The sequence below is a fragment of the Rhizobium sp. BK529 genome (genome assembly GCF_014194105.1).
In the GTDB taxonomy this organism is placed as follows: Bacteria; Pseudomonadota; Alphaproteobacteria; order Rhizobiales; family Rhizobiaceae; genus Rhizobium.
In genome coordinates this window covers 1-13771 of sequence record NZ_JACIAU010000003.1, presented here as the reverse complement: position 1 = coordinate 13771, position 13771 = coordinate 1, and the positions used below count along the sequence as shown (strand labels likewise).

The 13771-nt window shown below is 59.8% G+C and carries 7 protein-coding genes; 5 read left to right on the top strand and 2 right to left on the bottom strand.

Features of this window, described 5'->3' with window-relative positions; translation table 11 throughout:
- Positions 1 to 39 precede the first annotated feature (39 nt).
- Genes FHX08_RS20025 through FHX08_RS20010 form a run of 4 tightly spaced genes read left to right on the top strand, consistent with a single transcriptional unit; the run spans position 40 to position 5512 of the window.
- Positions 40 to 948 (top strand): carbohydrate ABC transporter permease, encoded by a 909-nt coding sequence (locus tag FHX08_RS20025; RefSeq protein ID WP_132658639.1) that lies wholly within the window; start codon positions 40 to 42, stop codon positions 946 to 948.
- Positions 945 to 1796: a carbohydrate ABC transporter permease gene (locus FHX08_RS20020; protein ID WP_132658640.1), complete on the top strand. Its 852-nt coding sequence runs from the start codon at positions 945 to 947 to the stop codon at positions 1794 to 1796. Before FHX08_RS20025 ends, FHX08_RS20020 begins: the two co-directional genes overlap by 4 nt.
- A gap of 21 nt (positions 1797 to 1817) precedes the next feature.
- A complete protein-coding gene (locus FHX08_RS20015) occupies positions 1818 to 4409 on the top strand; it encodes a GH116 family glycosyl-hydrolase (protein WP_132658641.1) in 2592 nt (863 codons plus the stop codon).
- On the top strand, positions 4409 to 5512 hold the full coding sequence (locus tag FHX08_RS20010; RefSeq protein WP_132658642.1) for an ABC transporter ATP-binding protein: 1104 nt from the start codon (positions 4409 to 4411) through the stop codon (positions 5510 to 5512). The genes FHX08_RS20015 and FHX08_RS20010 overlap by 1 nt, the downstream gene beginning before the upstream one ends.
- A 44-nt stretch (positions 5513 to 5556) precedes the next feature.
- On the opposite strand, the gene poxB is transcribed toward FHX08_RS20010, so the two are convergent.
- Together poxB and FHX08_RS20000 are read right to left on the bottom strand one after the other, a co-directional pair.
- Positions 5557 to 7284 (bottom strand): ubiquinone-dependent pyruvate dehydrogenase, encoded by a 1728-nt coding sequence (poxB, locus tag FHX08_RS20005; RefSeq protein WP_132658643.1) that lies wholly within the window; start codon positions 7282 to 7284, stop codon positions 5557 to 5559.
- A gap of 350 nt (positions 7285 to 7634) precedes the next feature.
- Entirely contained in the window at positions 7635 to 9494 is a 1860-nt protein-coding gene (locus FHX08_RS20000; protein ID WP_132658647.1) for an adenylate/guanylate cyclase domain-containing protein, read from the bottom strand.
- Between the two features lie 492 nt (positions 9495 to 9986).
- On the opposite strand from FHX08_RS20000, the gene FHX08_RS19995 reads away from it, so the two are divergent.
- On the top strand, positions 9987 to 13771 hold a 3785-nt coding region (locus FHX08_RS19995; protein ID WP_184327604.1), incomplete at its 3' end, for a N,N-dimethylformamidase beta subunit family domain-containing protein.

Below are 13771 nucleotides of genomic sequence, written 5' to 3'. Positions count from 1 at the left end.
GCGGATGACAAACCATGCCCGCCATCCGAGACAGGTGCCATGACCGCAACCATTGAAAGACGCCAGACATCGCAGCTTCGTCGCGCACAGGCGGCGACCGGCTATCTCTTCGTCCTGCCGGCAGGCATACTGTATCTGACTTTCGTGATTGCGCCGGTGATCGTCACGACAATCCTTGCCTTTGCCTATTACGATCCCATGCTCGGGTCGCAATGGGTCGGTTTCGACAACTTCGTCCGCTTCTTCACCGATCAGCGTTCGCTGCAGATCCTTTGGAACACGCTGCGCTTCGCGCTCTTTGCCGTCACCTTCAATGTCTCGATCGGGCTTTTGCTGGCGCTGGCGCTGAACCGCGCCATGCCGGGCTGGCTGCTCTATTTCTTCCGGCTGGCATTCTTCCTGCCGGTCATTATCGCTGCCGCCTTCGTCTCGATCGTCTGGACCTACTTCTACGGCGATGATCTCGGCGTCATCAACTATTACCTCCGCCTGATCGGCCTTCCCGGGGTCCGCTGGCTGACGAACGCCGGCCAGGCGATGACTTCGATCATCATCATGGACGTCTGGAAGAATACCGGCTTCTTCATGATCATCTTCATCGCGGCCCTCCAGGGCGTGCCGAAGAACATTCTGGAAGCGGCGGTCATGGACGGGACACCTGCCTGGCGTCAGTTCTTCCGCATCACGCTGCCCTATATCTCGCCGGTCGTTTTCTTCTGCATCGTCTATGCCTCGATCGGCGCGCTGCAGGTCTTCGAATCGATCGTCATCCTGACGCAGGGCGGGCCAGGTGACGCCACGCGCTCGCTGTCGATCCAGATTGTCGAGGAAGGCTTCGGAAGTTTCCAGATCGGTTATGCCGCCTCGATCTCCGTCGTCATGACCGTGATCATCCTCATCATCACCGCCATTCAGCAGATCGTCTCGCGCAAATGGGTGCAGCAATGAACGAGCTTATCCAGACGCGCGCCGCCCAGCGTTGGATCGACTGGGCGATCATCGCCACCATGGTGGTGATGGCGATCGGCATGTTGCTGCCATTCCTCTGGCTGTTTTCGATGTCCTTCCGTCCCGTTTCGGACGCCTACAAGCTGCCGCCGAGCTTCCTGCCGCCGAATTTTAATCTCGCCAACTACCGGCAGGTCCTGGCGTCGCGCGTGCCGTTCCTGGAAATCTACTTCAATTCCGTGATGATCGCCGTCATCGTCACCATCGGCCAGATGGTGACCTGCACACTTGCCGCCTTCGCCTTTGCCAGGCTGAATTTCCGCGGTCGTGACACCCTGTTCTTCATCCTGCTCATCGGCCTGATGTTTCCTGCACAGGTGACGATCCTGCCGATCTATCTGGGTTACGCACGCCTTGGTCTGCTCGACAGGCCGATCGGGTTGGCGCTCATGTACCTTACCTCCAGTTTCGGCATCTTCCTGGTGCGTCAATTCATGCTGAGCCAGCCGAAGGCGCTGGAGGAGGCGGCGCTGATGGATGGCGCCGGCTATTTCAAGATCTTCTGGCGGATCTCGCTGCCGCAGCTTCGCCCGGCCCTATCGGCGCTCGGCATTATCACCTTCACCCAGACCTGGAACTACTATTTCCAGGCAAAGGTCCTCTTGAGCTCGAATGAATCGCTGACGCTGCCGGTCGCGATGGATGTGCTGCGCGGCTACATGGCGTCGGGCAATCTCTCGGTCGTCATGGCAGCGATGAGCATGTCGATCCTGCCGGTCGTTCTTCTTTTTCTCCTTGCCCAGAAATTCGTGATCGAAGGCATCACGATGAGCGGCATCAAAAACTAACATCAGGGACATTGTATTTTCATGTGGGATGATCTCGCCTCCATCGAAGCCCGCTTTGCCTATACGGGCGAGCGCACGCGCTATATCGCCTTTCCGCTCGGCGGCATCGGATCGGGCGGCCTGTCGATCTCGGGTAGCGGCCGGCTGATCGATTGGTCGATCCGCAATCGGCCAGCACTTCAGGGCTATAACGGCTACTCGCATTTCGCCATCAAGGCCGAGAGGGACGGGAAGCTCGTCGATGCCCGCGTCCTGAACGGACCCTATGATCTCAATCCCTCCGGCGCGCCGGGCTTGCGCAAGATGTTCGATGGCTTTGGCCATGGCGCCAACCGGCAGACGCTGGTCGGCGTGCCGCATTTCCGTGAGGTCGATTTCTACGGGCGCTTCCCGACCGCCGATCTCGTCTTCAAGGATGAGCGCTTTCCCGGCGGCGTCAGGCTTTCGGCGCTAAGTCCCTTCATTCCGCATAATGATCGGGATTCCTCGATGCCGGTTGCGATGTTCGAATTCGATGTTGTCAACGATACGCCGGATCAGTTGACCTATACGCTTGCCGGTACACTCGGCAATTATGGCTCGAACAGCGGCATCCACACATTCAGGCAGGAAGGCAAGATCAGCAGCCTGCATCTGACCTCGTCCGATACGACCTTGCCTGCGACGCAACGGGGCGACCTGACGATCGCGACAGACGCCGATGATGTCGACCATACCGATCATCATTATCGCGGCCAGTGGTTCGACGATCTCGCCGTCTACTGGAAGGAGTTCGCGCGACCTGGCCGTCTGCCGAAGCGGCACTATGACGAGCCGCGCACTTCCCGGCACATGAGCCTGCAGCCGGAACATGGCACACTCGCGGCCCGCTTTGTGGTCGCGCCTGGGGCGCGCAAGAAGGTGCGCTTCGTCATCACATGGAACTTCCCGCAGGGAGATGTCTACTGGGCCTATCGCGACAAACCGGATGGCACCATTCCCGATCGGTCGACGCCCAGCTGGACGAACTATTATGCGACGCAATGGGCGGACTCGACGGCAAGCGCAACCGAAGCCCTGACGCGCTGGGATACATTGAGCTCGCAAACTGCCGCTTTCCGCGACGGGTTGTTCGACACGACGCTTCCGGCGGAAGTCAAGGATGCAGCGAGCGCGACGCTGGCGCTACTGCGCACGGCCACCTGCATCCGCCTGGAGAATGGCGAGCTTTGGGCCTGGGAAGGCCAGCATACTCAGGATGGCTCCTGCGAAGGCAGCTGCACCCATGTCTGGAACTATCAGCAGGCGATCTCGCACCTCTTTCCCGCAATCGAGCGGACGCTGCGCGAGACCGAGTTCACCTACAATCAGCTGCCGACGGGCGGGCTGACCTTCCGCCAGAAACTGCCGCTCGGTTCCGGTTTCGATATTATCGGCCCCTGCGCCGACGGCCATTTCGGTGCGATCATCAAAACTTATCGCGACTGGAAGCTCTGCGGCGATACGGACTGGCTGCGGCGCTACTGGCCGAACGTCAAACGGGCCATCGAATATGCCTGGTCGCCGGAAAATCCCGATCGCTGGGATCCCGATCAAAGCGGCATCCTATCCGGCCGCCAGCACCAGACGCTCGACATGGAGCTGTTCGGCCCGAACTCCTGGCTCGCCTCCATGTATGTGGCGGCTCTCCTTGGCATATCCGAAATGGCGGCCGTCCTCGGCGACGGTGAACTGTCGGAAAAGACAGCGCGGATGGGAAAAGCGGGCGCAGCCTATATCAATTCCGAGCTCTTCAATGGCCGCTGGTTCATTCAGAAGATCGACCTATCGGACAAGGGGGTGCTCACCCCCTTCGATGTCGGCCGCGCCGCCGGCGTGCTTGCCGATGGCTTCATGGAAACCTATTGGTCGGAGGAGTTCCAGGAGCTCAAATATCAGATGGGCGAGGGTTGCATCGCCGACCAAATCCTCGGCCAGTGGCATGCCGAGGTTGCCGGCATCGGCGATTTCCTCGACGCGGACAAGGTGAGGACCGCACTGAAATCGGTGCACAAGAACAATTTTCGCCCGACGCTGGAGGACCACTTCAATCCCTGCCGCAACTACGCCTATGAAAATGAGGCGGGACTGTTGATCGCAACCTATCCCGAAGGCATCCGCCAGCCGATGGTGGCTGCCCCCTATGCGGAGGAGGTCTGGACCGGCATCGAATATATGGCCGCCTCACACCTCATTATGCATGGCCTGATCGAAGAGGGCATGGATATCGTCCGCGCTGCCCGCAATCGTCACGACGGTTCGCGCCGCAACCCTTGGAACGATATCGAATGCGGCTCCTACTATGCACGCTCTATGTCGGCCTGGCAGCTGGTCAACGCCTTCTCCGGTCTCAGCGCCGATTTCGTCTCTGGCAGGCTTGCCTTCGCACCGAAAGTGGAAGGCGACTACAAGCTGTTCTGGTCGGCCGGCAGCGCATTCGGCACATTGACCCGCAAGGGCGATGGCGTCAGTCTTGCAGTGCTCGGCGGCAGCCTCAACGCCGCCGAAATATCGGTGGACGGGTTGAAGCATCGGCTTGCCGGAAAGACGCCCATCGGAGCAGGGCAGTCGATTGAACTCGGGACGGTGGCGTAATGGCCGGCATTGAACTCAAGGATGTCCGCAAGGCATTTCAAAGTCTCGAAGTCATCCATGGTATAGATCTGACGATCGCCGACGGTTCGTTCACTGTCTTTGTCGGACCCTCCGGTTGCGGCAAGTCGACCCTGCTGCGCATGATGGCGGGACTGGAGGAAGTCACGTCAGGCGAAATCCGCATTGACGGGCAGCGTTGCGATCATCTTTTGCCGTCCGCACGCGGCATGGCGATGGTCTTCCAGTCCTATGCGCTTTATCCGCATATGAGTGTCGAGCAGAACCTCAAGTTCGGCCTGGAGAACCAAAAGCTCGCCAAGCCGGAGATTGCCGCCCGCGTCGCCAAGGCTGCGAACATCCTGCAGATCGAGCATCTGATGGCGCGTCGCCCGAGCCAGCTTTCCGGCGGCCAGAGCCAGCGTGTTGCGATCGGCCGCGCCATCGTCAAGGAACCGAAGGCTTTTCTCTTCGATGAGCCTCTGTCCAATCTCGATGCCGAGCTGCGTGTGAAAATGCGTGGCGAGCTGATCAGCCTGCATCGGCGGCTGAAGTCGACAATGGTGTACGTCACGCATGATCAGGTCGAAGCGATGACCATGGCCGATCAGATCGTCGTGCTCAACGAAGGCCGCATCGAACAGGTCGGCCCACCGATCGAGCTTTATGCGCGCCCGTCAAACCTCTTCGTTGCTCGCTTTCTGGGCGCACCGCCCATGAACCTTCTGACGGGTCAGGTCTGCCGCACCGGTGACCTGTTGGGCGTCACACTGGAGGATGGCACCCATGTTCCCTTGCCCGGTCGCCAGGTTGATCTGGCCGATGGCGCCCCGATTACATTCGGCATCAGGCCCGAACACTGCGAGATCGGCGAAGGCGGCCTGCAAATTACCGTCGGTGATACCGAAATCCTCGGCTCGGAATCAATCATCCATGCCGAGACGGCGGCCGGGAATGGTTTCACCGTCGCTCTGCGTGGCATCAGCCGGGCGGTCTCCGGTGAGCGGATTCCGATCGCCATACGCGAACCTTTCGTCCACTTGTTCGACGCGGCTGGCACGACGATCGGTTCCGGCAGTGATTGGCGCGATGCTTACCTGAACTGATTGGGGCTTCGGTCAGTATTGGCACCGACGGGCAGCGTCTGACCTCATCGAGACAGAAAATTCGAGACAGTCAGGTCCACGAGTTCGTCTCCCCGGCCGTTCATCACCGCTCGAATGGCCCAGAGACCGAAACCCTTCACCTGCGCCGCTTCGATCCTGGGCGGCATCGACAATTCCTGGGTATTTGTAACGACGTCGAGCAGTGCCGGGCCGGGGTGCGCCAGGATTTCCCTGATGGCGCTATCGAGTTCGGCGGGATTCTCCACGCGAAGCCCATGGACTCCGGCTGCGCGGGCAACCGCCGCAAAATCCGGATTCTTGAGTTCGGTGCCGGTCTCAAGGAGCCCCGAAGCCTTCATTTCCATCGCTACGAATCCGAGAACGGAATTGTTGAAGACGACGACCTTCACCGGCAGATTCTGTTGAACGAGCGTCAGAAAGTCGCCCATCAACATGGCAAAGCCGCCGTCGCCGGACATGCTGATGATCTGGCGCCCCTTGTATGTTGCCTGTGCCCCGATCGCCTGAGGAAGGGCGTTGGCCATCGATCCGTGAACCAGGGATCCGATCAGACGACGCTTTCCGTTCATTTTCAGATAACGTGCGGCCCAGATCGTGGGGGTGCCGACATCGAAGGTGAAAACGGCATCGTCAGATGCATGTTCACTCAGAAGGCGTGCCACATATTGCGGATGAATCTTGCCGCCCTCTCGGCCGGTGGCGAGGTCATCGAGGCCTTCCCGTGCCTTCCTGTAGGCGGCAAGGCACTCGTCCAGGTGATCCCTGTCCGTTCGCTCCGTGAGCTTCGGCAGCGTCGCGGTCAATGTCGATTTGACATCACCAACGATCGCCAGATCCAAAGGCACCCTGCGGCCGAGATTTTCCGGCCGAGTATCCACCTGCACGATCTCGGCATCGGTCGGGTAGAACTGCCGATATGGGAAGTCGGTGCCGAGCATGACAAGCGTGTCGCACTCAAGCATGGCCTTGTAACCGGAAGAGAAGCCGATCAGACCGGTCATGCCGACATCGAAGGGATTGTCCCACTCGACATGTTCCTTGCCGCCGAGCGCATGGACGATAGGCGCCTTCAGCCGATCCGCAAATGCTATTAGCTCGTCATGCGCTCCTTCGCAGCCACGGCCGCAAAGCAGAGTGACTTTCGAACTGTTGTTGAGTAGCGCGGCCAATCGATCGATCTGATCGTTCACCGGCACGATGTTGGGCTGGGACAGGGTGAGCGCGGCTGGGTTCGAAATCTTGGCAGCAAAATCGGTCAATGCCACGTCGCCCGAAATGACGACGACGGCAACGCCGCGCTTTCCGATAGCTGTGCGAATGGCCGTTTCGATGACAGCCGGCAATTGCTCCGGATGGCTGACGAGCTCGCAGTAATGGCTGCATTCCCGGAAAAGCTGGTCGGGATGCGTTTCCTGAAAGTAGCCTCTGCCGATTTCGGCCGAAGGTATCTGCGCGGCAATGGCAAGGACCGGGACCCGCGAACGATGACAGTCGAACAGGCCGTTGATGAGATGGAGATTGCCCGGGCCGCAGCTTCCGGCGCACACGGCCAGTTCGCCGCTGAGATGGGCCTCGGCTCCCGCCGCAAAGGCGGCCGTCTCTTCGTGGCGGGTATGGACCCACTCGATATCGCCTCTTTTCCGAAGCGCCTCCGTGAGCCCGTTCAGGCTGTCTCCGACCACGCCATATATTCGCTTGACCCCCGCCGAATGCAGCACTTCTGTCAGGACATCAGCTACCTTGGATTTCATCGAAAGGCTCCTGTGCTTTGTCTAGGGGTGGATCGCAACGGGAAGCTAGGCTTCGCTCTAAGCTTCTCAACCTGGGAATTACCAGAGTGGCGGAGGCATCAAACTGGACTTTGGTGTAGGCAACGACGGTAACGAGCCAATTTGGCCGATATTTCGGTCGCCAATCAATCGAAAGCACAGGTTCGGTTCGTGCGGCACTTTTGCTGTGTCCGGTCAAATAAACTGCCGAGCCGGTTTTTCCCGCCGGCTTGGCGCGCGCGGGTGACCCTGCGATAGCGCCGGGTCGTAATGTAGGCCCTTCAGATGGGGAAATGCTGGCCGCCCAGACAGCAATCTCTCCCACTCCAGCCTTATTCGGTGATCCGTTCTCTTTCTCTCATGGCCTCTGTCAAGAGCGTCCTGAAGCGCGGATGGCCACGCAGATTGTCCAGGTCGGAATCATGCGTGAACCACTTGATGTGGTAGACGGAGCTGCGAGGCAACAGACCTTCCAGGATATAGATTGCCCGCTCCACATCGCCCAGCACCGAGTGGACGCAGGCGAGGTTGTATTGGGCGACGATATCATCGGGATCGATAGCGATTGCCCGTGCAGCCCAATCGTAGGCGCGCACCGCATCGCCGAGATGGGCAAGGGCAAGGGCGCCGCGATGGGCCGGGCCCGAATTTTCCGGGTTGAGGTTCAGCGCCCGCTCCGCTCTTGCAATGCCTATGCGCGCCCAGTTTTCTTTGTCTCGCACCCGCCCGAGAGAGTGGTACGCGGACATCAGATGGATCGGCGATACGTAATCGTCGGGACGAATGTCGGCCGCGCGCGCAAAGTAATGCACCGCTTCTGCAAAATCACCACGCATGAAGAAGATGCGGGCATAGTGGAAATTCGCCTCGTAGAGATTGGGATCTAGGGCCAGGGCGCGTTCGAAACATGCCGTCGCCTCGTCGTCCTCTCCATTCTGATGAAGCGCTAGGCCCCTGGAGGCATGGGCCTCAGCAAGGTCCGGGTCGAGTTCGAGGGCTCTCGCGCTCGTTTGAAGGATACGCTCCAAGGGCACGTCTGCTGGTGCCCAGTCTCGGATCGCCGCGTCGCAGTCGGCAATGCCTGCATAGGCGCGGCCGTAGTCCGGATCGAGCTCGACGGCCTTGTAGAACATGCGCCGGGCAAGCTGCAGATAAGACTTGGTCCAGCTGTGGGAAAGCTGCCGGCCACGCAAATAATAGGTGTAGGCTTCGACATTAGCCGTCGGTTCGGCGGCGATCGCCTTGCGCTCCTCCGGCAGAAGCCGCACCTTCAGCTGCTCGACGATCGCATTGGTGATCTCATCCTGGATGGCGAAGATATCGGTGAGGTCGCGGTCATAGCGTTCGGCCCAGAGATGATCGCCGTTCATCGTATCGATGAGCTGACCGGAGATGCGTACGCGTTTGCCGGCGATGCGCACACTGCCCTCCAGCACGTAACGCACGCCGAGTTCCTGGGCGACCTGCTTCACCTTCACCGAGGTGCCCTTGTAGGTGAAGACCGTGTTGCGAGGTACCACATGCAGGCTGGAGATCTTCGAAAGATCGGTGATGATATCCTCCGTGATGCCGTCGGAGAAATAATCCTGATCGGCATCCCCGCTCATATTGGTAAAGGGTAGGACCGCGATGAAGCACGTATTGCGGTTTTGAGCGACAAAGCGCGCCGAACTCGGTCTTTCGAAGGAAACCATATAGACCTGGACCGGCTGGTGGATATTTTTGAACACGTGTTCACCTAAAAACTCGAAACCGACATTGAGGCGTGAACCAACCTGATCGCGCACGATTGACGAGACGGCGACGCCTCCAGCGGGGGCGACGGTTTCCAGACGTGCGGCAAGGTTGACGCCGTCGCCGAAGATATCGTCATTTTCGACCACGACATCGCCGAGATTGATTCCGATGCGAAATTCGACGCGCTCCTCCCTTGGTACATTCTCGTTGCGCACGGCCATACTTCGCTGGATTTCGGCAGCGCAGGCGACAGCATTCACGACGCTCTGAAACTCCGCCAGGATGCCATCCCCCGTCAGCTTGACGATCCGGCCCTTGTAATCGGATATGCTGAGATCGATCAGCTCGCGGCGATGGCGGTTCAATGCCTGCAGCGTGCCCGTCTCGTCCATGCCCATGAGCCGGCTGTAACCGACCACATCGGCGGCGAGTATAGCACTCAACCGCCGCTCCATGACCCTCTCCATGGATTGTCTCATGTCAGTTCTCGCTTTTTCCAGATTTTGACCGCACAAGGGGCTCCCTCCCTTGCAGGCGATATCCTGCGATATCGGCGTGCTGTTGCGGCGGGGCAGAGCCTATATTGTTACAGCGATGCATCAATACTCCAAACGGGCGAAGATTGCGTCAAAAGCTAGTTCTTTCGGATTGGAACGGCTCCGGACGCGGTCAGGCGCACGATTTTGAGGCAGTGCACGGATTTTGGAAGGCAACAGACATGACCGCTCAAGTCGGTTAGAGGTCGTCGCCGGGCACGATCGTGCGATCGGTTGCTGCGTGGAAAGCGAGCGACTTCTCTATGAGAAAGAGCTTTTGCCTAAAGGGATACCTCATGTAGGTCGAAATGGGTAGGATATACCCGCCTGTTTTTTAGCTATACTTGGAGCGCCTCGTATCGAACGATCCTCATTGATTTTGATCCTGACAATTTCGCGAGAGGTCACACCATGTATCGCAATGCTTATCGGTGGGCTTCGCGCCCAATTTTGATGGATTCGTGGGTCCCGCGGTGGCTAGCCGTCGGTGGAGAGGCGAGGTCGCGCAAGACCGCCGATAAGCAAGAGGACAGTGCTCAGGTTGCGACACCCGTACAGACTGCGGACGCAAAAAAGCATGGCACCCCTGTCGACAGTTCCCATAACAACTCTGCGCTCAATGGACATGACCTTGAACAGAGAGTGGAGGTGATCGGCGACACGGACGATCGTGACAATATCAATCACGTAGCCTTGCCCGACGCTTTTGCAGTGGCCCATGGAGCTCGAAGCGGTGGTTCTGCCACGCCTCTGCCGGGCGTTCATGGGCCGGTCTTTGCGCCTTTCGAGCACGGTGCGAGCGGAACTGCGTTCGGGGCCGTATCGTCCCTTTATCGCGCCTATGCTGGAATGAACCTGATAGGCGACGATCCCCTGGCGCCATATCTGCAGCCGAGCTTGACCTCATCAGCAGAAGGTTTGGCCACAGGTGCAGGAGAACGCACTGCGTCCGGCAATGTCGTCATTCTCGAGTCGAGTCCGTCAGCGCAGGCGATTGAGCAAGCTGCTGGAGCTCGATCACTGGCGTCTGGCATGCCCTATGGTATCTGCGGATGCGGCTACTATACCTCGCCCATACGTCTTCTCGATTGGGCCCATGGCAGCGCTTTGATGCAGCAGGACGGTCAACTGCCCGGCACCAGGCTGACCGACGGGCCGGACCATGTGACAACATTCAAGGCCGCCTTCGGGGCTTCGGTCAGCGATCCGCTTCTCGGCCGTGACCTGTCTCCGCTTGTGGGCTGGCGCGGAACCGCCGGATGGACGAACCCGACGGGGAACGGCTCGTTGCCTGGCGGTGGAGAAACGGGGAAGGCGACCGGTACGGGCATGGGCATCGGCACCCTTTCCGGCTCGGTCACCACAATGCGCAGTTCGCAGCCGTCATTGCGGACACAGAGCCTGACGGCAACGGCAACGGCAGCGGCGACGGCCGTCAACCCCATCGTACTGGAAAACCAGAAGCAGGGTAACCCGGAGAGTGAGTGGGGCATCGATGGTGCCGGCAGCTCCAACATCGAGGGCTTTGCGACTGACATCAGCGTCGACAACGGGAATACGATCAACTTCAAGATCAATACGAATTCCACCAATTATCGCATCGATATCTACCGGCTTGGCTATTATGGCGGTATGGGTGCGCGCAAGGTCGACACCCTGCAGCACACCGGACTGCAGGTTCAGCCCAATCCGTTGCGAAATGCCACGACAGGCACGGTCGACGCCGGTAACTGGGCGGTTTCGGCTTCCTGGACCGTACCTGCCGACGCGGTTTCCGGCGTCTATATCGCTAAGCTCGTTCGACAGGATGGCACTTTCGGCGAAAATCAAATCCCGTTCATCGTGCGCGACGACGCCAGCCATAGCGACATCGTGTTCCAGACCGCCGACGAGACCTGGCAGGCCTATAACGGCTGGGGTGGCGCAAACTTGTACGGCGGCAACGGTCCAGCGACGGGGCAAGGGGCTGGCCGCGCCTATGCGGTCAGCTACAACAGGCCGATTGCAACCCGCGGCGGGGTCGGCACCTATGCCGGTCCGCAGGACTATCTGTTCGGCGCCGAATATGCTGGCATCTATTGGCTGGAACAGAACGGTTATGACGTCTCCTACATGTCCGGCATCGATGTCGACCGCTATGGCAGCCTACTGCTCAATCACAAGACCTATGTTGATGCCGGGCATGACGAATATTGGTCGGGACAGCAGAGGACCAATGTCGAAGCTGCGCGCGATGCCGGCGTCAACCTTATGTTCTGGAGCGGCAACGAGGTCTATTGGCGCACGCGCTGGGGCAATGCCTACAGCGCCGACGGCACACCCTATCGCACCCTGATCACCTACAAGGAGACATGGGCCGGCAGCGACATTGATCCTTCCGACCAATGGACAGGCACCTTCCGCGATCCACGCTTCAGCCCACCCGCCATTGGCGGCGGCAATCCCGAGAATTCGCTGACCGGCCAATTATTCAAGGTCGATGATGTCGGCAGCAACCTCGGCGCGATCACCGTTGGCTATGACGACGCCAACCTGCGCTTCTGGCGCAATACGAGCGTTGCCAATCTTCAACCAGGCCAGACGGCGACGCTCACCAAGAACTATCTTGGTTACGAGTGGGATGAGGCGCCGGATAATGGCTTCGATCCTGCTGGCCTCGTCAAGCTGTCGTCGACGACGCTCCCGGTCAGCACTTACTTGCTCGACTACGGAAACACGACCGGCAATGCGAACGCCACCCATAATCTGACGCTCTATCGTGCCCCCAGCGGTGCGCTGGTGTTCGGCGCCGGTACTGTCTACTGGACATGGGGCTTGAGCGATAATCACGACAATCAGGCCACCCCGTCCGATCCTCGCGTGCAACAGGCGATGGTCAATTTGCTTGCCGACATGGGCATTCAGCCTGGGACGTTGCAATCCGGGCTCACGGCCGCAACGGGTTCCACGGACCATGCCGCACCGACCTCCGTCATCACATCACCCTCCACGGCGGCGGTTGGATCCACTGTCACGATCACGGGCACCGCCGTCGACACGGGCGGTGGGGTCATCGCAAGCGTCGAGGTTTCGACCGACAATGGTGCGAGCTGGCATCCAGCGACAGGCGATGAGAATTGGACCTATAGCTGGTCGCCGCAGATAGCCGGTACCTACACGATCCTGTCTCGTGCGGTGGACGATAGCGTCAACCTTGAGACCCCTTCGGCGGGACGTACGGTCACCGTTAGCGGGCCGAGTTATGCTACCCTGTTCGGCGCGGCCACGCCGGCGGTCGTCAATACCGACGACACGTCTGCCGTCGAGCTCGGCGTCAAGTTCCAGACCTCTGTCGCAGGAACCGTCACCGGCCTTCGTTTTTACAAGGGTAGCCAGGATACGGGTACGCATACAGGGACGCTCTGGTCGAGCACGGGTACGCAGCTCGCCACTCTCACCTTCACCAACGAGACCGCCAGCGGCTGGCAGACCGCGACTTTCTCCAGTCCAGTGACATTGACGCCGGGGCAGACCTACACGGCATCTTATCACACCAATGCCGGTCATTATTCCTCGACCGCAAACTACTTCGCCTCCAATGTGACCAGTGGCCCGCTGACGGCACCTGCGAGCGGCAACGGCGTATACAGATACGGCGCCAGCAGCCTGTTCCCCTCGGCCACTTTCCAGCAGACGAATTATTGGGTCGATGTGATGTTCAATCCGACATCGTCGTCGAACACGACGCCGACGGCGGTAGCCGATACGGGGGACGCGACCGAGAAGGGTGGTGTCGCCAATGGTTCGGGCGGCGTGGTTGCGAGCGGCAATGTGCTGACCAACGATACCGACCCGGATGCCGGCGACACCAAGACGGTGACGGCGGTCAATTTCGGTGCGACGGCCGGCACGCTCGGCACGGCGCTCGCCGGCACCTATGGCAGCCTCGTGCTCAATGCATCGGGTGCCTATAGCTATGCGATCAACGAGAATAATGCGACCGTCCAGGCGTTGCGCCAGTCCACTAACACGCTGAGCGATGTCTTCAGCTACACGATGCGCGACAGCGCCGGGGCCACTGCCACCGCGAGCCTGACCATCACCATCCACGGTGCCAACGACGCACCGGTGCTCGCCGTCCAGACGACGACCCAGAATGCCACCGTAGGCTCCGCCTTCTCCTTCGCAGTGCCGACGACGACCTTCACCGATGTCGA